17 protein-coding genes and 3 tRNA genes are annotated in these 17,792 nt (G+C 69.6%); 10 read left to right on the forward strand and 10 right to left on the reverse strand.

The window, feature by feature from the left end; all coding sequences use genetic code 11:
- Positions 1 to 58 precede the first annotated feature (58 nt).
- On the forward strand, positions 59 to 667 hold the full coding sequence (gene rpsD, locus KBY70_RS04450) for a 30S ribosomal protein S4 (RefSeq protein ID WP_094559687.1): 609 nt from the start codon (positions 59 to 61) through the stop codon (positions 665 to 667).
- A 94-nt stretch (positions 668 to 761) separates the two neighbouring features.
- On the opposite strand, the gene trpC is transcribed toward rpsD, so the two are convergent.
- The 5 genes from trpC to KBY70_RS04475 form a co-directional block, all read right to left on the reverse strand.
- Positions 762 to 1,646: an indole-3-glycerol phosphate synthase TrpC gene (gene trpC / locus KBY70_RS04455; protein WP_254987552.1), complete on the reverse strand. Its 885-nt coding sequence runs from the start codon at positions 1,644 to 1,646 to the stop codon at positions 762 to 764.
- 1 nt (position 1,647) lies between these two features.
- On the reverse strand, positions 1,648 to 3,138 hold the full coding sequence (lpdA, locus tag KBY70_RS04460) for a dihydrolipoyl dehydrogenase (protein ID WP_094559685.1): 1,491 nt from the start codon (positions 3,136 to 3,138) through the stop codon (positions 1,648 to 1,650).
- A 38-nt stretch (positions 3,139 to 3,176) separates the two neighbouring features.
- The gene (locus KBY70_RS04465) at positions 3,177 to 4,010 is read right to left on the reverse strand and encodes a TrmH family RNA methyltransferase (protein WP_233128481.1); all 834 of its coding nucleotides are present in this window, start codon (positions 4,008 to 4,010) and stop codon (positions 3,177 to 3,179) included.
- A gap of 1 nt (position 4,011) precedes the next feature.
- Complete coding sequence (locus KBY70_RS04470; RefSeq protein ID WP_254987618.1) at positions 4,012 to 4,260, reverse strand: hypothetical protein; 249 nt, start codon at positions 4,258 to 4,260, stop codon at positions 4,012 to 4,014.
- 7 nt (positions 4,261 to 4,267) lie between these two features.
- Positions 4,268 to 4,351 (reverse strand) — tRNA-Leu (locus KBY70_RS04475).
- Positions 4,352 to 4,492: 141 nt separating this feature from the next.
- Here KBY70_RS04475 and murA point away from each other — a divergent pair.
- From murA to KBY70_RS04500, 5 genes are all read left to right on the forward strand, one after another.
- Positions 4,493 to 5,830 carry a UDP-N-acetylglucosamine 1-carboxyvinyltransferase gene (gene murA, locus KBY70_RS04480; RefSeq protein WP_254987554.1) on the forward strand — a complete coding sequence of 446 codons (1,338 nt, stop codon included), beginning with the start codon at positions 4,493 to 4,495 and terminating at the stop codon, positions 5,828 to 5,830.
- A 12-nt stretch (positions 5,831 to 5,842) separates the two neighbouring features.
- Positions 5,843 to 5,924, forward strand: a tRNA-Leu gene (locus KBY70_RS04485).
- Between the two features lie 11 nt (positions 5,925 to 5,935).
- Complete coding sequence (locus tag KBY70_RS04490; RefSeq protein WP_254987555.1) at positions 5,936 to 7,147, forward strand: aspartate aminotransferase family protein; 1,212 nt, start codon at positions 5,936 to 5,938, stop codon at positions 7,145 to 7,147.
- A complete protein-coding gene (locus tag KBY70_RS04495; protein WP_254987556.1) occupies positions 7,137 to 8,378 on the forward strand; it encodes a bifunctional folylpolyglutamate synthase/dihydrofolate synthase in 1,242 nt (413 codons plus the stop codon). Before KBY70_RS04490 ends, KBY70_RS04495 begins: the two co-directional genes overlap by 11 nt.
- 364 nt (positions 8,379 to 8,742) lie before the next feature.
- Complete coding sequence (locus KBY70_RS04500; protein ID WP_409996020.1) at positions 8,743 to 9,204, forward strand: pentapeptide repeat-containing protein; 462 nt, start codon at positions 8,743 to 8,745, stop codon at positions 9,202 to 9,204.
- On the opposite strand, the gene KBY70_RS04505 is transcribed toward KBY70_RS04500, so the two are convergent.
- Genes KBY70_RS04505 through KBY70_RS04515 form a run of 3 tightly spaced genes read right to left on the reverse strand, consistent with a single transcriptional unit; the run spans position 9,188 to position 12,302 of the window.
- On the reverse strand, positions 9,188 to 10,564 hold the full coding sequence (locus tag KBY70_RS04505) for an FAD-binding oxidoreductase (RefSeq protein ID WP_254987559.1): 1,377 nt from the start codon (positions 10,562 to 10,564) through the stop codon (positions 9,188 to 9,190). The two genes, KBY70_RS04500 and KBY70_RS04505, sit on opposite strands and share 17 nt — an antisense overlap.
- Positions 10,555 to 11,847 carry an amidohydrolase family protein gene (locus tag KBY70_RS04510; protein ID WP_254987561.1) on the reverse strand — a complete coding sequence of 431 codons (1,293 nt, stop codon included), beginning with the start codon at positions 11,845 to 11,847 and terminating at the stop codon, positions 10,555 to 10,557. The genes KBY70_RS04505 and KBY70_RS04510 overlap by 10 nt, the downstream gene beginning before the upstream one ends.
- A complete protein-coding gene (locus tag KBY70_RS04515; protein ID WP_254987563.1) occupies positions 11,847 to 12,302 on the reverse strand; it encodes a DUF4359 domain-containing protein in 456 nt (151 codons plus the stop codon). Before KBY70_RS04515 ends, KBY70_RS04510 begins: the two co-directional genes overlap by 1 nt.
- 62 nt (positions 12,303 to 12,364) lie before the next feature.
- Here KBY70_RS04515 and KBY70_RS04520 point away from each other — a divergent pair.
- Positions 12,365 to 12,437 (forward strand) — tRNA-His (locus tag KBY70_RS04520).
- Here the strand turns inward: KBY70_RS04520 and KBY70_RS04525 are convergent.
- Entirely contained in the window at positions 12,419 to 13,570 is a 1,152-nt protein-coding gene (locus KBY70_RS04525) for a DUF1611 domain-containing protein (protein WP_094559677.1), read from the reverse strand. The two genes, KBY70_RS04520 and KBY70_RS04525, sit on opposite strands and share 19 nt — an antisense overlap.
- On the reverse strand, positions 13,564 to 14,652 hold the full coding sequence (locus KBY70_RS04530; RefSeq protein WP_254987564.1) for an enolase C-terminal domain-like protein: 1,089 nt from the start codon (positions 14,650 to 14,652) through the stop codon (positions 13,564 to 13,566). Before KBY70_RS04530 ends, KBY70_RS04525 begins: the two co-directional genes overlap by 7 nt.
- A 160-nt stretch (positions 14,653 to 14,812) precedes the next feature.
- Between KBY70_RS04530 and miaB the strand changes: the two genes are divergently transcribed.
- The 3 genes from miaB to KBY70_RS04545 are packed head-to-tail and all read left to right on the forward strand — an operon-like array spanning position 14,813 to position 17,762.
- On the forward strand, positions 14,813 to 16,195 hold the full coding sequence (gene miaB, locus KBY70_RS04535) for a tRNA (N6-isopentenyl adenosine(37)-C2)-methylthiotransferase MiaB (protein WP_233128479.1): 1,383 nt from the start codon (positions 14,813 to 14,815) through the stop codon (positions 16,193 to 16,195).
- A gap of 32 nt (positions 16,196 to 16,227) precedes the next feature.
- Entirely contained in the window at positions 16,228 to 17,355 is a 1,128-nt protein-coding gene (locus KBY70_RS04540; protein WP_254987568.1) for a D-alanine--D-alanine ligase family protein, read from the forward strand.
- Positions 17,352 to 17,762 carry a hypothetical protein gene (locus tag KBY70_RS04545; protein WP_094559674.1) on the forward strand — a complete coding sequence of 137 codons (411 nt, stop codon included), beginning with the start codon at positions 17,352 to 17,354 and terminating at the stop codon, positions 17,760 to 17,762. The genes KBY70_RS04540 and KBY70_RS04545 overlap by 4 nt, the downstream gene beginning before the upstream one ends.
- The last annotated feature ends 30 nt before the right edge of the window (positions 17,763 to 17,792 follow it).

The following is a 17,792-nucleotide window of genomic DNA, read 5'->3' on the forward strand; positions in this document are numbered from 1 at the left end:
CTCGATGCCGCAGCGTCATGGGGCCATCCCGGCTCCCCCCGTCCTTCGAACTCGTTTCATGTCTCGCTACCGCGGCCCTCGCCTGAGGATTACGCGGCGCTTGGGAGACCTTCCCGGTCTCACCCGTAAGTCCGCCAAGCGGTCTTATCCCCCCGGTCAGCACGGCCAAGCCCGTCGCAAGCGCTCCGAATACGCCATCCGCCTCGAAGAGAAGCAGAAGCTTCGCTTCAACTACGGCATCTCCGAGCGACAGCTCGTGCGCTACGTGAAGAAAGCGCGCGCCCAAGAGGGTTCCACCGGAACCAACCTGCTGAAACTGCTCGAGAACCGCCTCGACAACATTTGCTTCCGCCTGGGTTTCGGCCCCACCGTGCCCGGCGCGCGCCAGCTGGTGAACCATGGCCACGTGACCGTGAACGGCCGCGTTGTGGACATCCCCAGCTTCCAGTGCAAGGCCGGCGACGTCGTCGCCATCCGCGAGCGCAAGCAGAGCAAGAAATTGGCTGAAGGCAACCTGGAATTCCCAGGCTTGGCCAACATCCCGCCCCACCTCGAGCTTGACAAGAACAAGCAGGTGGCCAAGGTGATCAGCAAGTGCGAACGCGAGTGGGTCGCCCTCGAGATCAACGAACTGCTGGTGGTTGAATTTTACTCCCGCAAGGTCTGATCGCGCCGGCCATCGCGCCACGTCCATCAACCGATTCAGCCCGGCCCCAAAAGCCGGGCTTTTTCATGGGGTGCTGCGGGTCCAGCCATGGGGCTCACCCCCCAATCAGTGCCTCAAGAGCAGCCGTCACATCGGCCTGGCGCATCAGGGATTCGCCCACCAGCACCGCATCGGCGCCGGCGCCCTGCACCCGATCGAGGTCGTCACGCGTGACCAGCCCCGACTCGCTCACCAGCAGGCAGCCCTTGGCACGGATCTGCTCGCCGTAGGTGGCGGTGAGCCGCTCGGTGGTGGCCAGATCGGTGTGGAAGGTGGCCAGATCGCGGTTGTTGATGCCAATCAGCTGCACCCCATCGAGGGCTAGCACCCGCTCCAGCTCCTCGGCATCGTGCACCTCCACCAGCACCGTCAGACCCAGGGCCTTGGCCACCTTGAGCAGGTAGGCCATGTCCACATCGGTGAGGATCGCCGCGATCAGCAGGGCGGCATCGGCGCCGGCGGCCCGGGCCTGATACAGCTGATAGGGGCTGAGGATGAAGTCCTTGCAGAGCAGGGGCAACTCCACCACCTGGCGCACCTGCACCAGCACCTCAAAGCCCCCCTGAAAAAACTGTTTATCGGTGAGCACCGACAGGCAGCTGGCACCACCGGCGGCATAGCCCCTGGCGATGGCCTCCGGATCAAAATCCTCGCGGATCACCCCCTTGCTGGGGCTGGCCTTCTTCACCTCGGCGATCACCGCCGGCTTGCGGCAGCTGGCCCGCAGGGCCGCCAGAAAATCGCGGGGCGCTGGCAGCTCGGCCACCTGCTGCTTGAGCTTCTCCAGGGGCACCCGCTCGCGGGCGGAGGCCACTTCCCGGTCCTTCTCCCAAACGATCTTCTCAAGAATGTGGCGCGGTTCACCCTCCTCATGGCGGATGGCGTATTCGAGGAAGGCCACCTTCACCTTGGGATTCGGGGGCCGGCGACGGAACTCCATCTCAGCCACCCACCGCGACGGGAGCCAGTGCAGCAGCGGCCTGCTTGTAGGCCACTTCCACCACCTCACTGAGGGTGGGGTGGGTGTGCACTTCATTGGCGAGCTGGGTGACGCTCTGGCGGCGCGCCACGGCGTTGGCGATCTCCTGGATCAGATCCGCCGCATGCAGGCCGTAGATGTGGGCGCCGAGCACCTCACCGGTGCTCTTGTTGAACAGCAGCTTCATCAGGCCATCGCTCTCCAGCTCGGCCAGGGCCTTGGAATTGGCCTTGAAGTAGCTGCGCACCACCCCCAGCTCAAAGCCGTCCTTGGCCGCCAGCGCTTTGGCATCGGCCTCGCTCAGGCCCACCGAGCTGATCTCCGGATGGGTGAAGGTGGCCGCCGGAATCGAGCGGTAGTCGATCGGGCGGGGGTGACCCAGGATGTTGTCGATCGCCACGGTGCCCTGGGCCGCAGCGGTGTGGGCCAGCATCATCTTGCCGGTCACATCACCCACGGCCCACAGGTGCGGCACGGGCTCGCCGCCCGCCAGCACCCGCATGTGATCGTCCACCGGGATGAAGCCGCGCTCGGTGTCCACCCCCACCGCCGCCAGGTTGAGCGCGGCGCTGCTCGGCACCCTGCCGGTGGCCACCAGCACCGCATCCACCTCCAGGGTTTCCACCAGCTCCTTGGTGGCCATGTCGGCCAGCTCGATTTTCACCGGGCAGCCCGGCGTCACCTTGCGGGCCAGCAGGCCAGCGCGGGCATCGATGTCGCGGCCATCGATCAGCTTGCGGGCGGCCAATTTGGCGATGTCGGGATCGAAGGTGGGCATCACCCGATCCAGGGCCTCGATCATCGTCACTTCACAGCCCAGGGCCGTGTACACATCGGCAAATTCCAGGCCGATGTAGCCGCTGCCGATGATCGCCAGCCAACGGGGCAGCCACTCCAGGCTCACGGCCTCGTCGCTGGTGAACACGGTGCGGCCGTCGGTTTCAATGCCGCGGGGCACGAAGGGCTCCGAGCCGGTGGCGAGGATCACGTCGCGGGCGCTGTAGGTGCGCTCCACGCCACTGCCACTCTCACGCACGGTCACCTGCTGGTGGCCCGCCAGCCGGCCGCTGCCCCGCAGGATCGTGGCGCCGGCGCGCTCGAGAGTTTTGGTGAGGTTGGTGCGGATCGTGGCCACCAGCTGGTTGGCATGGTCAGCGATCTTCTGGCGCTCAAAGCGCACCGGGGCGGCGTGGATGCCGAAGCCGGCCAGGTGCTCGGCGTCGGCCAGCTCCCGCACCCGGCCGCTGGCGGCCAGCAGGGCCTTGGAGGGCACGCAGCCGCGGTTCACGCAGGTGCCGCCCATATCGCGCGATTCCACGATCGCCACCTTCAGCCCGTGCTCCGCGGCGTGCTTGGCCGCGTCAAAGCCGCCGTAACCGGCGCCGACAACGATCACGTCGTAATCGAAGCTCGAGCCATCAAAACGCGATCCGTGGAGGGGGGCGTCGCTCACCGGGCAGCCGTGCAGTTGTTGGCAGGCATTCTCCCCCGTCAGGCTCCGACGCGCTGCCGCAGGCGCTCGAGCAGCAGGGGGGCCGCCGCCACCGCCACATTCAGCGACTCCACCACCGCGCTGTGGGGGATCGTGACCCGCTGGTTGGCCAGGGCTTCCAGCTGGGGCGACACGCCGCCCCCCTCGCTGCCGAGCAACAACACCGTGGGGCGAGTCCAGTCGAGCTGCCAGTAGGGCAGCGGCGCCACCGGCCCGGCCCCCGGCCGAACGGCCACCACCACCTGGGATCCCGCCGCCGCGGCCGCCGCCAGCCGCCCCGCCAGATCCGCCCGGCTCTCGCGCCACAGCGGCAGGGCCAGGGCTGCACCGGCCGAGGCACGCAGCACCTTGGGCTGGAAAGGGTCGGCCCCATCGGCCATCCACAAGCTCTCCACCCCAGCCGCCAGGGCGGTGCGCATCAACGTGCCGAGGTTGCCCGGATCCTGCAAGCCATCGAGGGCCAGCACGAAGGGAGCTGGAGCCGCAGCCGCCGGCGCGGGAGCGGGCGGAGCCACGGTCAACACAACGCCATCGGGATGCTGGGTGGTGGCCACCGCCTCCAGCACCTCCTGGCTCACCTCGCGGCAGATGCAGCCGGGCGGCAGGGCCGCCACCTGGGCACCGTGGTCGGCGAGCCAGGCAGCCGTGGCCAGCAGATCGCACGGCTGGAGCTGCAACCGCAGCACCTCCTGCAGTAGGTGGGTGCCCTCCAGCAGCAACAACCCCTCCTGACGCCGACCGCGGGCGTCGTGGAGCAACCGCAGCCGCTTGACCAGTGGATTGCGGCGGCTGGTGATCGTCTCAGCGAGGCACAGCCCAGGGCTGGGAACCACGTCAGAAGGTGTGGTGGCGCCGGACGCGCAGGCCATCGTGCATCACCAGCTCCTTCTCCTCCATCTCGAGACCTCGCACCGAAGCCACCTCGCCTTTGAGACCTTCGGCCTGGAGGTTTTCAACCAGCTTTTTCAAAATAATGTCCTCGATGGTCGACTGATCGAGAGCATCGGGAGTGAGACTCTCAAGAAACTTGCCGAGCTTCGAGGCCATCACCTCAGAGGCATTGGTGATCTTGAGGACAATCATAAAAAAGTGCGGATGGGGAGACTTGAACTCCCACGACATTGCTGCCACTAGTACCTGAAACTAGCGCGTCTACCAATTCCGCCACATCCGCGTGGCCGCCGCCGCAGCGACTGGGAAAACATACGCCATCGAGGGTCCTCCCCGGCCGTTCAAGCCAGTTTGGTCGGCGGCTGTCTAGACGGTCTCATCATTTGTTGTCAAAATGCGTCGGCAAGAGCTGGGCAGTCGCTCCATGGGTTTGATCGCTGTCCAGTCCAACTTTCAGTCTCAGGTGGTTTTCAGCCCCCAGCTGGAAATCTCTGGTGGCCGCAAGCTGTCTGGGGAGCTGCAGGTGAGTGGCGCCAAGAACTCAGCCCTGGTGCTGATGGCGGCCTGCCTGCTCAGCCGCGACACGATCCGGCTGCGCAATGTGCCGCCCCTCACTGACATCTCCGCCATGGCCGAGATGCTCGGCAGCCTCGGGGGCCAGGTGTTGCGCCAGAGCGACTGCCTCGAGCTCAATGGCGACGCCATCAACAACTCCACGGCGCCCTACGAGCTGGTGAACAGCCTGCGGGCCAGCTTCTTCTGCATCGGGCCGCTGCTGGCCCGGATGGGCATGGCCAAGGTGCCCCTGCCCGGTGGCTGCCAGATCGGCACCCGGCCCGTGGTGGAGCATGTCAAGGGGCTGAAGGCCCTCGGTGCTCAGGTGACGATTGAGCACGGGGTCGTCACCGCCGTCGTGCCAGGTCGTGGGCATCGCCTCACCGGCGGCCGCATCCACATGGACTGCCCCAGCGTCGGCGCGACCGAGACGTTGATGATGGCCGCCGTGCTCGCCGATGGCGAGACGGTGATCGACAACGCCGCCCTGGAGCCGGAGGTGGTGGATCTGGCCGGGCTGCTGATCGCCATGGGCGCCAAGGTGCGCGGCGCTGGCACGCCCACCATCACGATCGTGGGCGTCGAGCGTCTCCACGGCGCCGACTACGCCGTGATCCCCGATCGCATCGAAGCCGGCACCTTCCTGCTGGCCGCCGCCATCACCCGCTCCCACCTGCGGATCGCCCCCATCATCCCCGACCACCTCGGCGCGGTGCTCACCAAGCTGGAGGAGGCGGGCTGCACCCTGGAGCACGACGGCATCGGCCTCACCCTCAAAGCCGATCACATCAATGCTGTTGACCTGCGCACCCAACCCTTCCCCGGCTTTCCCACCGACCTGCAGGCGCCATTCATGAGCCTGCTGGCCACGGCCCAGGGCACCAGCGTCATCACCGAGAACATCTTCGAAAACCGCCTGCAGCACGTGGCGGAGCTGCAGCGCATGGGGGCCGCCATTCGCATGCAGGGCAACACCGCCTTCGTTGAAGGAGTGGCCCGGCTCAGCGGTGCGCCGGTGCAGGGCACCGATCTGCGGGCCTCCGCCGCCATGGTGCTGGCGGGCCTGGCCGCCGAAGGCATCACCACGGTGCGGGGGCTGGAGTTCCTCGACCGCGGCTACGCCAACCTCGAAGCCAAACTCAATGCGGCCGGCGCCTGCATCCAGCGTGTTAGCGGTGCACCAAACAGCACCAGCATTGCCGCGTAAGCTCTCCACTGCGGGAGCGTGCCGGAATTGGTAGACGGACTCGACTCAAAATCGAGCGCCTTCGGGCATGTGGGTTCGAGTCCCACCGCTCCCATCTCGCCGGTCATGGACACCTATGCCCGCTTCCCGATCAGCCTCACCCGGGGCCGGGGTGTGTGGGTGTGGGACAGCAGCGGCAAGCGCTACCTCGACTGCGTGGCCGGCATCGCGGTCTGCACCCTCGGCCACAGCGACGGCCGGATGAAGCGGGCCCTGAGCCGGCAGCTGGGCAAGCTCCAGCACGTCTCCAACCTGTATCGCATTCCTGAGCAGGAGGAGCTGGCGGCGGCGATCACCGCCAGCAGCTGTCTGGATCGGGTGTTCTTCTGCAACTCCGGAGCTGAAGCCAATGAGGCCGCCATCAAATTGGCGCGCAAGCACGGCAACACGGTCCGCGGCATCAACACCGCGGGCGGCATTCCCGGCGGCGAGCACAGCCCCCTGATCCTCACCGCCCAGGCCAGTTTCCACGGCCGCACCCTGGCGGCCGTCACCGCCACCGGCCAGCCCAAATACCACCAGGGCTTTGAGCCGATGGTGCAGGGCTTCCGCTACTTCCCCTACAACGACACCGCCGCCTTTGAAACCCTGCTGGCCAGCAGCGAGGCGCAGGGTCCGCGGGTGGCGGCCGTGCTGCTGGAGCCGATCCAGGGCGAGGGCGGCGTGCACCCGGGCAACCGCGCCTTCTTCCAGCGGGTGCGGGAGCTCTGCGACGCCCACAACATCCTGCTGATCTTCGACGAGGTGCAGATCGGCGTCGGCCGCAGCGGCCTGCTGTGGGGCTACGAGCAGCTGGGCGTGGAGCCCGATGCGATCACCCTGGCCAAGGGACTGGGCGGCGGCATCCCGATCGGCGCCCTGGCGGTGAAGGCGAAGGTGGATCACTTCCGCCCCGGCGAGCACGCCAGCACCTTCGGCGGCAACCCCTTCGCCTGCCGGGCCGGCCTCACGGTGCTGGCCGAACTCGAGCGCCGCAAGCTGCTCAGCCACGTGCAGCGGATGGGAGAACTGCTGCAGGAGCTGCTGGCCGAGCTGGTGAGCCGCCACCCCACCCTGCTGGAGGGGGTGCGCGGCTGGGGGCTGCTGCAGGGCCTGGTGCTGCGTGCCGAGGCCCCGAGCGCCCCCGAAATCGTCAAGGCCGCGATGGAGCAGGGCCTGCTGCTGGTGCCCGCCGGACCCCAAGTGGTGCGCTTCGTGCCGCCGCTGGTGATCCAGCCCCGCCACCTGCGCCTGGCGGTGGATCGCCTCGAGCGGGCCCTCACCAGCCTTGGCCGCTGAGCGCGACAGCTTCGCCGACCTGATCGAACCCTTCAGCCGCCGCGGCGTCGACCTGGGGCTCGATCGCCTGCAGGCCGCCCTGGCCGAGCTGGGCCATCCCGAGCGTCGCTTCGCCGCCGTGCAGGTGGCCGGCACCAACGGCAAGGGCTCGATCTGCACCCTGGTGCACCAGGCGCTGCTGGCCGCCGGCATCCGCGCCGGCCTCTACACCTCGCCCCACCTGGTGAGCTGGACCGAGCGCATCCGGCTGGGCGACACCCCGATCGCCACGCCGGACCTGCGCCGCCACCTGCAAACCGCCACGCCGGTCGCCCAACGCCACCAGCTCACGCCGTTTGAGCTGGTCACCGCCGCGGCCTTTCTGGCCTTCGCGGAAGCGGAGCTGGAGCTGGTGGTGCTGGAGGTGGGACTGGGGGGCCGGCTCGATGCCACCACCTGCCATCCCCACCGGCCCGTGATCGGCTTTGCCTCGGTGGGGCTCGACCACGCCGAGTTTCTGGGGCCGGATCCAGCCCGCATCGCCGCCGAAAAAGCCGGCGTGCTCCAGCCGGGCGCCGTGGCCATCAGCGCGCCTCAGAGCCCCGAGGTGGCCGCGGTGTTGACCGCCCGGGCGGCGGCGGTGGGGGCCGAACTGCGCTGGCTGGAGCCACTCGATCTGAAGCGCTGGCCCCTCGGGCTGCCAGGGGCCGTGCAGGCGAGCAACGGTGCCGTAGCCCTGGGGATGCTGCGGGCCCTGGTGGAGCGGGGCTGGCCGATCAGCGAGTCCGATATCCGTCAGGGGTTTGCGGCGGCCCGCTGGCCCGGCCGGCTGCAACAGCTGATTTGGCGAGGCCAGCCCCTGCTGCTCGACGGAGCCCACAACCTGCCCGCCGCCCGCGCCCTGCGCAGCGAGCTGGATGCCCACCCGCAGCGCCACGGCCTGGCCGCCGGCCCCCGCCACTGGGTGCTGGGGATGCTGGCCAACAAGCAGGGGCCGGCCATCGTCGAGGCGCTGCTGGCCCCCCACGACCGCGCCTGGATTGTGCCGGTGCCGGGCCACGCCAGCTGGAGCCATGCTGCCCTCGCCGTCACCTGCCCCAGCCTCGTGGATCAGCTGCAGCCGGCCTCCGAACTCGAGGCTGCCCTGCTCCAGGCCCGGGTTGCCGCAGCCAAGCCGACCGTGGTGGCCGGCTCGCTTTACCTGATCGGTCACCTGCTGGAGCAGCACAGCAAGGAAAAGCCGGGCGGGTGAGCTGGGTTGCGGGTTGGGCTTACGGGCTGGACTTGCGAGCTGGGCTTATGGACTGGGGAATCCCGGATCCGGGCCCTGAATCTGGCCCCGATCCAGACGGGCGGTCACAATTTCGGCGCTTAGCTAAGCCAAAACTAAGCCAAGCGTTAAAACGGCAAGTGCCCCGCCAAAACGGCGAGCGCCCCGACGTCGCCCCCTTCAGCCCGCCTTGGCTCCAGATCACACAGCAGGGGCGGCAACGACCAGCCAAAGTGAAGCTCTGCGGCCCCGGCTCCCCATGACCCATCCTGTCGGCCAAGCGGCCACGGCCCTCGGCCGACTGTGCCACCGACTGAGCAGCTGCCTGGTGCTGCTGACTGTGCTGATGACACTGGGGCTGGCCCCCGGGCTGGTGCTGCCGGAGCCGGCCGCCGCCGAGTTTTCAGGGGTGGACTACACGCTCACAAACCAGAACGAGCAGAATTTCAGCGGCCAGAATCTGGCCAACACCTCCTTCGCCGGTGCCACCGGACGGCACGCCAACTTCAGCGGCGCCAACCTGCACGGCGCGATCCTCACCCAGGCCGCCTTCCCCGAGGCCAATTTCGCCGGGGCCGACCTCAGCGGCACCCTGATGGACAAGGTCGACCTGTCCGGCGCCGACCTCACCGGGGCCGTGCTGAGCGGCGCTATTGCCTCGGGCAGCAGCTTCCGCGGCGCCACCGTCACCGATGCCGACTTCAGCGACGCCCTGATCGATCGCGTCGACCAACGCTCCCTCTGCCGCGATGCCGAAGGCACCAACCCGACCACCGGTGTCGACACCCGCCTCAGCCTGGGCTGCTGAGCCAACCGCGCAGCTTGCCCGGATTGAGCAACCCGGCCGGGTCGTAGGCGGCCTTGGCCGCCACCTGGTCGGCATCGATCACGCCCAGGCCGCCGTCCTCGACGGTGAGCACATGGGGGTTGAACAGCACCGCCCCCGCCTCGCGGCAGTCGGCCATCAGCCGCTGCAGAGCCTCCTCCCCCCGCCAGCGCACCAGCGGCAAGGCCGCCAGCCGGGCCGCCCCCTGCTGCTTCACCGCTTCCAGGTGCCAGAGCAGATCGTCACCCCACTGGCCCCGCAGGCGCTCCAAACAGGGGCCCTCCGGCTGGGGTAGCAGCATCTGCAGGTAGGTCCAGCCCTTGTGCTGGGTGCGCCAGTGCAGGGTGGTGTGGTTCCAGCTGAGCTCCCGCAGCGGCAGGCCCCGGCTCTGGCCCTGGGGGGCCTGCCAGCGCAGCGCACCACCGCGGGCCGCCAACCAATCGGGCAGCACCGCCAGGGCATCGGGGGCAGCCAGCAGCAGCAGGCGATGCTCCTCCCCATCTGGCGCCGGACAGCCCGCCGGCCAGGGCAGCGGCTGAGCCAACGGCGCCTCCAGCAGCGTGATGGCGTTGAGCTGCAGCGCCGTAGCGGGCAGGGCCTGGGCCGCCGCCAGGGCCCGATCCCACTGCGCAAACCCCACCACGAGCTGCTGCCAGGCCACGGCTTCGGTGGTGGGCAGGCGCAGGGCCGTGAGGATGCCGTTGGTGCCGTAGGCGTGGTTGAGCGGGGCGCTGGCGGCGGCATCGAGCTGGAGCAGCCGCGGCTCGGGCTCCAGGGTCACCACCTCCAGGCCCAGCAGGTTGCCGGCATCCCGCAGGAAGCCCCAGCGCAGGGAGCCGATGCCGCCGGAGCCCCCGGCAATGAAGCCGCCGATGGTGGCGCTGCGCACCGTGCTGGGCACCAGCCGCAGGGCCCGGCCCCGGGGCGCCAGCTGCTGCTCAATCGCGCCCATCAGGGCGCCCGCCTCCACCTCGATCACCCCGGTGGCCTCGTCCAGCTGCCGCAGGCGCTGGAGGCCGGTGAGATCCAGCACCAACCCGCCCTGCAGCGGCACGCACTGGCCGTAGTTGCCGGTGCCGGCCCCCCGCACCGTCAGGGGCACGCCGTGGCGGGCACAGGCACCGGCCACCAGCCGCACCTGCTCCACCGTGACGGCGAAAGCCACCAGCTGGGCGCGGCAGCCCTGCAGCTGCGGCACCAGCACCGGCGAGTAGTCGAAGTAGTCGCGGGAGAGGCGCTCCAGCTCGGCCGGTGCCTCCGAGCCCAGCAGCGCCAACGCCGGATCGAGCCGCTGCAGCTCTGCCGCCAGGGCGGCGACCCGGGAGCAGGGGTTCAACTCCATGGAAGCAGCAGGGGAGAGGGCTGCTCCTGCCCAGGCAGCGGCAGCCACTGGCCGGCGCGCAGCACCCGCCGCTGGGGCGGCCGGGCCAGCAGCTCGCCCCACGAGCCCGCACCGAGCAGCACCAGATCGGCAGGCCCGCCAACGCGCAGCACCCCATCCCAGGCCAGCCCCAGCACGGCGGCGGCGGCGGTGCTGAAGGGGGCCAGGCCGAGGCGCTGCCACGGCATCAACTGGCAGAGCGGCGCCGCCCAGCGCAGCAGCTCAACTGGATCGAAATCGCCGCCCGGATACCAGGGATCCTGCACGTTGTCGCCGCCGAGGGCCAGCCGCACCCCTGCCCGCTGCAGGCTGCGGATCGGCGCCAGCGGTCGGCGCAAGGGGGTGCGGCCGGGCCTGCGGCCCAGCAGCCAGAAATTGGTGGTGGGCAGGGCAACCACGGCGATCTCCGCCGCGGCCAGGCGCTCGGCTAGCTGGTCGCAGGCCCGCGGCGGCAGCAGGCCCATGCTGCTGGCGTGGCTGCAGGTGATCGCCACGGCACGGCGCTGCGCCAAAGCCACCCGGGCCACCAGATCGACGCCCACTCCCGGGTCGCGATCGGATTCATCCACGTGCAGATCGACGCCGCAACCCAAGCGCTCGGCCAGATCGAGCAGGGCCAGCAGGGCCTCCCGGTCGGCGGCGCGGCGGGCCGGTCCCTGCCCGTAGGGCGGCCCGATCACCCCCCCCAGCAGCCCCTGGCCATCGGCCACCGCGCGGGCGAGGGCTTCCCCTTCCGGACTGAGCCAGTGGGCCAGCGGTGCCAGGGCCACCAGCTGCAGCTCCAGCCGCCCCCGCCAGCGCTCGCGGGCCTCCAGCAGGGCGTCCCAGCTGGCGCGAGCCGCCGGCCCAACGCTGTCGATGTGGCTGCGGATAGCCCGCACCCCGTTGCGCCAGGCCCGATCGAGGGCCAGCTCGGCCCGCGCCGCCACCTGCTCGCCGGTGCGCACGCCGTACTCGCGTTGGTTGGCCGCCAGGGCCGCAGCCATGGTGCCCTCCCGGTTGGGGAAAGCATCGGCCGTGAAAGCCTTGTCGAGATGGGCGTGGGGCTCCACCAGGGGCGTGAGCGCCAAAGGCAGGGCGGCCAGCGCGGCCGGATCCATACTCCACAATGGCTCGATCGCCGTGACCAGTGCTCCGGCCACCCGGATCTGCAGCGCCACCAGCCCGTCGGCATCGGCCTCAAAACCCCTGGCCAGACGCGGATCCAGCAGCCCGCGGGGTAGGCGCAGCGCCAGAGGATGCATCACGGAGCGTCCTGGGAGGGGTCGGCGACAGCCTTGTCGATCGCGGCACCGATCAGCACAAACTGTCCCGCCACCCCAACCACGGTGGAGCGAAAGCGCGGCACCCGCCAACCCAACAACTTGTGGCCACCGATGTCACTGCGATACAGGCTCAACACCCCGAGATTGTGGCGGCGGGTATGGCCTGCCACCAGCGCCGCCAAGGGCGTCCGCTGGGCCAGCACCAGCTCCTCACAGTTCTGAATCCCTAGCCGCATCAGCAGCGGTAGACCGCCATCAGTGCAAACTTCCTCGCTGATTTCATCGACCAACCGCTCGGCGGCATAGGCCTGGAAATCGGCGGCGGAGGGATTGGTGATGGCCAGCCCGGCCCCGGCCAGGGCCGCCAGGATCAGGCCGAATGCCCAGGGGGGACAGGCGAAGTGATCTGAACGGCCGGGCAAACGGGACGTCATTCAAGGGCTCCCACGTTGGCACCAATCCCTGTCGGTGGCTTGGTACATTGTTGGCAATCACGGCGGGCGTCGCCAAGTGGTTAAGGCAGCGGCTTGTGGCGCCGCCATTCGGGGGTTCAAGTCCCCTCGCTCGCCCTTGATGCCCTAGCCGTCTCCGCTTCTGGTGGAGGCGGCTTTTTTGTGCCGCCCTGCTGCAACGCGCCCTGCGGCAAGAGGGCCTGCAGCAGCAGACCCGCCCCCTGCCGCACCGGATCGGCGCAGGGCAAACCCGTCTCGGCGGCCGTGGCCACGAGAGCGGCATCGGCTTCTGCGCTGCTGAGCCGGGCGGTGTTGAGCGCCACGGCCCGCACCCGGGGCCGCAGGCCATCGGGCCGGCCCAAGGCCGCCAGGGCCTCCAGCGCCGCGATCAGCTCCGGCAGCGGTGGAATCGCCACCGGCGCCGCCCCAGGCCGGCTGCGCACGAAGCGCTGGCCGGCGCGGTGCACCAGCAGCAGGTCGGTGGGCTGGCTGCCGCGCAGCAGCGGCAGGGTGGCGGTGGAGCCCGGGTGGCAGAGCGACCCCTGCCCCTCCACCAGCACCAGGGCCTCGGGCCCGGCCCCGGCGGCCACCTGAAGCACCGCCGCCTCCACGGCCCCGGCGGCGTAATCCACCCGCACCGCATCGAGGGCCACTCCGCATCCGGCGATCAGGATCCCCGCCTGGCCGGTGCCCACAAAGCGGGCATCGAGGCCCCGGTGCCGAGCCTCGGCCTGCAGCTCCAGGCAGGCGCTCATCTTGCCCACGGCCATGTCGGATCCCACCGCCAGCAGCCGCCGGCAAGGAAGAGCCGCCGCCCGCGCCGTGGCCACCTCCAGCGCCTCGGGCTCCTGGCGCAGGTCCCAGATCCACTGGCCGGGGCGGGTGCAGGCCGCCGCCAGGGCCGGATCATCCCCCAACCGGCTGTGCAGTCCACTGGCCAGGTGCAGCCCGGCCTGGAGCCCCGCCAGCAGATCGGCGCGCATGGCGGCGGGCAAGCGGCCACCGGAGGGGGCCAGCCCCACCACCGCCACCTCGGGCCCGTAGGCCAGGGCCGCCGCCATGTCGGCCACCACCGGCACGGCCCGGTCGATGCCCGTGATCGCCTCCAGCGAGGCGCCAGCGAAGGCCGGATCGATCACCGCCACGATCGGTCCGGAGCGGTAGCGCAGCATCGCCAGGCCGGTCTTGCCGGAGAGGTCGTCGAGGCCGCCGTGCTGCAGCAGCACGACCGGGGCGCTGGCGCTCAACATGCCTGATCGCCTCTCAGCCCAATGCCCAAACCAGGCCCGGCCGGCGGCAGCAGCCGATCGCCCGCCAGGTCAAGGCCAGAAAAGGGGTCGTCCAGCAGGTTGAGGTGGCTGTCGAGATCGGGCCAGGTCACTAGGGGCAGCAGCTGGGCGGCGGCACCGTTGAGCAGGGCGGCGTCGGAGTAGCAGCCGACCATCACCCCCAGCCCCAGCCGCCGGGCCGCCTGGGCCATCAGCAAAGCCTCGGAGAGACCTCCACTTTTGAGCAGCTTGATGTTGATGCCGTCCACATAGGGAGCCAGCCGCACCAGATCGGCCAGGTCCCAACAGCTCTCATCCGCCACCAAGGGCATCGGACAGTCGAGCTCCAGGGCCTCGAAGCCAGCCGTGTCGAGCTCCGCATCCAGCAGCGGCGCCAGGGGCTGCTCCAGCAGCACCACCCCAGCGCGCTCGAGGGGCACGAGCATGGCCCGGGCCGTGCCCAGATCCCAACCGCCGTTGGCATCCACCTGCAGCTCGCAGGCCACGCCGGTGCTCTGGCGCCGCTGCTCGAGGGCTGCAGCCACGGCCTCCAGCAGCACCAGGTCGTGGGCCACCCCCTCGGGGCTGCCGAGCTTGAGCTTGATGCGGGTGGCGGGAAGCTGCAGCCACCAGCGCTCGAGCCGCGCCAGCACAGCCTCGGGGGGGCCTAAGCCGAGGGTCACGCTGGTGGCGACACGGGCTCCCGGATCCAGGCCCCAGAGCCGCCACAGCGGTTGCCCCAGCCGTTGGCCCCACCAGTCGTGCAGGGCCAGATCGAGGCCGCAGCGCGCCGGCGGGCTGAGGCCAGCCAGCAGTGGTTCCAGGGCCTGGAGCGGCTCCGGCGCCAGGGCTCCCAGCTGGGGGGCCAGGGCTTCGAGCTCCGCCGCAACGGCGTCGGTGGCGTAGTGGCGATGGCCGGTGTCGAAGCCGCCGGTCTCACCGATGCCTGTGAGCCCGTCGTGCTCGAGGCTCACCAGCAGGTGCTCCACAGCCGCTGTGGTGCCGCGGCTGATGGCCAGGGGCACAGCCTTGGTGAGCAGAAACCGGCGCAGGCTCAGGCGCATGGGGATGGAGCGCTGCCATCAAGCTGGCACAACCAGGACGGCACGCGTCTGACATGCCTCCTGAAATCCGTACAACCCGTACAGATTTCGGAACACCAGCCAGCGCCATTCCCCAGCCCTTGCCCACGACCTACCACCAGCAACCCAAGTGCGGAACCCGATGGCCGAAACTGATCGGATGACGGCCACCACGCTCAGCACCCGCGGCAGCTACTGGATCACCACCTTCGGCTGCCAGATGAACAAGGCGGATTCCGAGCGCATGGCCGGGATCCTCGAATCCATGGGCTACCGCGAGGCTCCAGCCGAGCTGGAGGCTGATCTCGTTCTCTACAACACCTGCACGATCCGCGACAACGCCGAACAGAAGGTGTACAGCTATCTGGGTCGCCAGGCCCAGCGCAAGCGCACCAACCCCCACCTCACCCTGGTGGTGGCCGGCTGCGTGGCCCAGCAGGAGGGCGAATCGCTGCTGCGGCGCGTGCCCGAGCTGGATCTGGTGATGGGGCCCCAGCACGCCAACCGCCTCGATGTGCTGCTGGCCCAGGTGGAGCAGGGCCAACAGGTGGTGGCCACAGGCGAGCACCACATCCTCGAAGACATCACCACCGCCCGCCGCGACAGCACGATCTGCGGTTGGGTGAACGTGATCTACGGCTGCAACGAGCGCTGCACCTATTGCGTGGTGCCGTCGGTGCGGGGCCAGGAGCAATCGCGTCTGCCTGAGGCGATCAAGCTGGAGATGGAGGGGCTGGCCGCACGGGGGTTCAAGGAGATCACCCTGCTGGGCCAGAACATCGATGCCTACGGCCGCGACCTGCCCGGCATCACCGCCGAAGGCCGGCGCGCCCACACCCTCACCGACTTGCTCCACCACGTGCACGACGTGGCGGGCATCGAGCGGATCCGCTTCGCCACCAGCCATCCGCGCTATTTCACCGAGCGGCTGATCGACGCCTGCGCCGACCTGCCCAAGCTGTGCGAGCACTTCCACGTGCCCTTCCAGAGCGGCGATGACGACGTGCTCAAGGCCATGGCCCGCGGCTACACGGTGGACCGCTACCGCCGCATTGTCGAGCGCATCCGCGAGCGCATGCCCGATGCCGCGATCAGCGCCGATGTGATCGTGGCCTTCCCGGGCGAAACCGACGCCCAATACCGCCGCACCCTCGATCTGATCGAGGAGATCGGCTTCGATGCGGTGAACACTGCCGCCTACTCGCCGCGGCCCAACACCCCCGCCGCCGTCTGGCCCAACCAGCTCAGCGAGGCGGTGAAGGTGGAGCGGCTGCAGGAGCTCAATGCCCTGGTGGAGCGCACCGCCCGGGAACGCAGCGCCCGCTACGCCGGCCGCCGCGAGCAGATCCTGGTGGAGGGCACCAACCCCAAGAATCCCGAGCAGATGATGGGCCGCACCCGCACCAACCGCCTCACCTTCTTCCCGGCCCAGCGCTCCGATGGCCGCACCATCGCCCCCGGCGAGCTGGTGACGGTGCAAATCGAAGACGTGCGGGCCTTCTCCCTCAGCGGCAAACTGGCCTGAGTTTTGGGCCCCTGGCTCACCCTGCAGACGGCATGACACCCACCCCCCTTGCCGTTGGCCTGATCTTTGGGGGGGCTTCCGGCGAACACGCCGTTTCGATCCGCTCAGCGGCCACCGTGGCCGCCGCCGTGCGCCATCCCGACAACGCCGCGCGCTATGCCCTGCGCTGCTTCTACATCGATCCCGAAGGCCGCTGGTGGGGCCCTGATGTGGCCGAGGCCGTGCTGGCCCAGGGCGTGCCCGCACCCCCCGACCAGCTGCCCCAACCCCTGCCTGAGCCTGGATTCCGCGGTTTTCCCGCCGGCGCCCTGGAGGTGGCGGTGTGGCTGCCGGTGCTGCATGGCCCCAATGGCGAAGACGGCACGATCCAGGGCCTGTTCACGTTGATGCAGGTGCCCTACGTGGGCTCAGGGGTTCTCGGCTCGGCCGTGGGCATGGACAAGCAAGCGATGAAAGCCGCCTTTGCCGCCGCCGGGCTGCCCCAGGTGCCCTATGCCTGCGTCAGTGCCAGCCAGCTTGCCCAGGATCCCGACGGCCTGGTTGCGAAGCTCGAAGCTGATCTCGGCTATCCCTGCTTTGTGAAACCCGCCAACCTGGGCTCCTCAGTGGGCATCAGCAAGGCCACCGACCGGGCCAGCCTGCTGGCCGGGCTGCGCACGGCCGCCGCCCTCGATCCGCGCCTGGTGGTGGAGCAGGGCGTCACGGCCCGGGAGCTGGAGTGCGCCGTGCGCGGCGGTGGCCACCAGCCCCTGCAGGCCTCGGTGCTGGGCGAAATCTGCTTCGACGCCGACTGGTACGACTACGACACCAAATACAGCGAGGGCAAAAGCCACACCGTGATCCCCGCCGTGGTGCCCGAGCGGATCGCCGCGCGCGCCCGGGCCATGGCCATTCAGGCCTGTGAGGCGGTGGGGGCGATGGGTCTGTCGCGCGTCGATTTCTTCTACGGCGAAACCAGCGCCAATGAAGCCAACCCCGGCGAGCCCAGTGGCACGCTGTGGCTCAACGAAATCAACACCTTGCCCGGCTTCACCAGCCAGAGCATGTACCCGATGCTCTGGGCCGCCAGCGGTGTGCCCTTGCCGCAATTGGTGGGCGAGTTGCTGGAAGGGGCCCGAGAATGGCACCAGGCAACACCTCTGGGAGGCCCCTTGGCATGACGCACGGACTGCTGTGGCTTCCACTGCTACTGGTGTTTGTACTGCTCACCGCCCTGGGCTGGCTGGAGCGGCGGCGGCAGCGGCTGTTCCGCGAGTGGGCCGAAGGCTCCGAGCTGGCCAAGCTCGACAGCTGTGGCGCCGCCCGGCTGGTGGATGGGGTGCTCACCTGGTGCACCTTCGAGGCTGGTCAACTGAAGGAGGAGGGCTCCTTCGTGATCAAGCAGCTCGAGCTGGTCGAACTGCTGTCGCTGGGCTCCGGCGAGGCGCCGCTGACCGAGGAAAGCCAGGGGGCCTGCCGGCTGCGGCTGGTGGGCGGAAGCGAGCAGAAGGATCTGCCCTTCGCCGATGCGGAGCGGGCCCGGCGCTGGATCGCCGAGCTGATGTCCCGCTCCCGCTGCGAACTGTGAGCCCCATTCCAGGTCGACGGGTGAGCCTGC

It is taken from the genome of Cyanobium sp. ATX 6E8, from assembly GCF_024346335.1.
Taxonomy (GTDB): Bacteria; Cyanobacteriota; Cyanobacteriia; order PCC-6307; family Cyanobiaceae; genus Cyanobium_A.

What these genes read in the sequence shown, in the direction of transcription:
- rpsD (WP_094559687.1), top strand. Translation starts at nt 59, where the DNA reads ATGTCTCGCTACCGCGGCCCTCGCCTGAGGATTACGCGGCGCTTGGGA.
- trpC (WP_254987552.1), bottom strand. Translation starts at nt 1,646, where the DNA reads ATGGAGTTCCGTCGCCGGCCCCCGAATCCCAAGGTGAAGGTGGCCTTC.
- KBY70_RS04470 (WP_254987618.1), bottom strand. Translation starts at nt 4,260, where the DNA reads ATGATTGTCCTCAAGATCACCAATGCCTCTGAGGTGATGGCCTCGAAG.
- murA (WP_254987554.1), top strand. Translation starts at nt 4,493, where the DNA reads ATGGGTTTGATCGCTGTCCAGTCCAACTTTCAGTCTCAGGTGGTTTTC.
- KBY70_RS04490 (WP_254987555.1), top strand. Translation starts at nt 5,936, where the DNA reads ATGGACACCTATGCCCGCTTCCCGATCAGCCTCACCCGGGGCCGGGGT.
- KBY70_RS04500 (WP_409996020.1), top strand. Translation starts at nt 8,743, where the DNA reads ATGACACTGGGGCTGGCCCCCGGGCTGGTGCTGCCGGAGCCGGCCGCC.
- KBY70_RS04505 (WP_254987559.1), bottom strand. Translation starts at nt 10,564, where the DNA reads ATGGAGTTGAACCCCTGCTCCCGGGTCGCCGCCCTGGCGGCAGAGCTG.
- KBY70_RS04510 (WP_254987561.1), bottom strand. Translation starts at nt 11,847, where the DNA reads ATGCATCCTCTGGCGCTGCGCCTACCCCGCGGGCTGCTGGATCCGCGT.
- KBY70_RS04515 (WP_254987563.1), bottom strand. Translation starts at nt 12,302, where the DNA reads ATGACGTCCCGTTTGCCCGGCCGTTCAGATCACTTCGCCTGTCCCCCC.
- KBY70_RS04525 (WP_094559677.1), bottom strand. Translation starts at nt 13,570, where the DNA reads ATGTTGAGCGCCAGCGCCCCGGTCGTGCTGCTGCAGCACGGCGGCCTC.
- KBY70_RS04530 (WP_254987564.1), bottom strand. Translation starts at nt 14,652, where the DNA reads ATGCGCCTGAGCCTGCGCCGGTTTCTGCTCACCAAGGCTGTGCCCCTG.
- miaB (WP_233128479.1), top strand. Translation starts at nt 14,813, where the DNA reads ATGGCCGAAACTGATCGGATGACGGCCACCACGCTCAGCACCCGCGGC.
- KBY70_RS04540 (WP_254987568.1), top strand. Translation starts at nt 16,228, where the DNA reads ATGACACCCACCCCCCTTGCCGTTGGCCTGATCTTTGGGGGGGCTTCC.
- KBY70_RS04545 (WP_094559674.1), top strand. Translation starts at nt 17,352, where the DNA reads ATGACGCACGGACTGCTGTGGCTTCCACTGCTACTGGTGTTTGTACTG.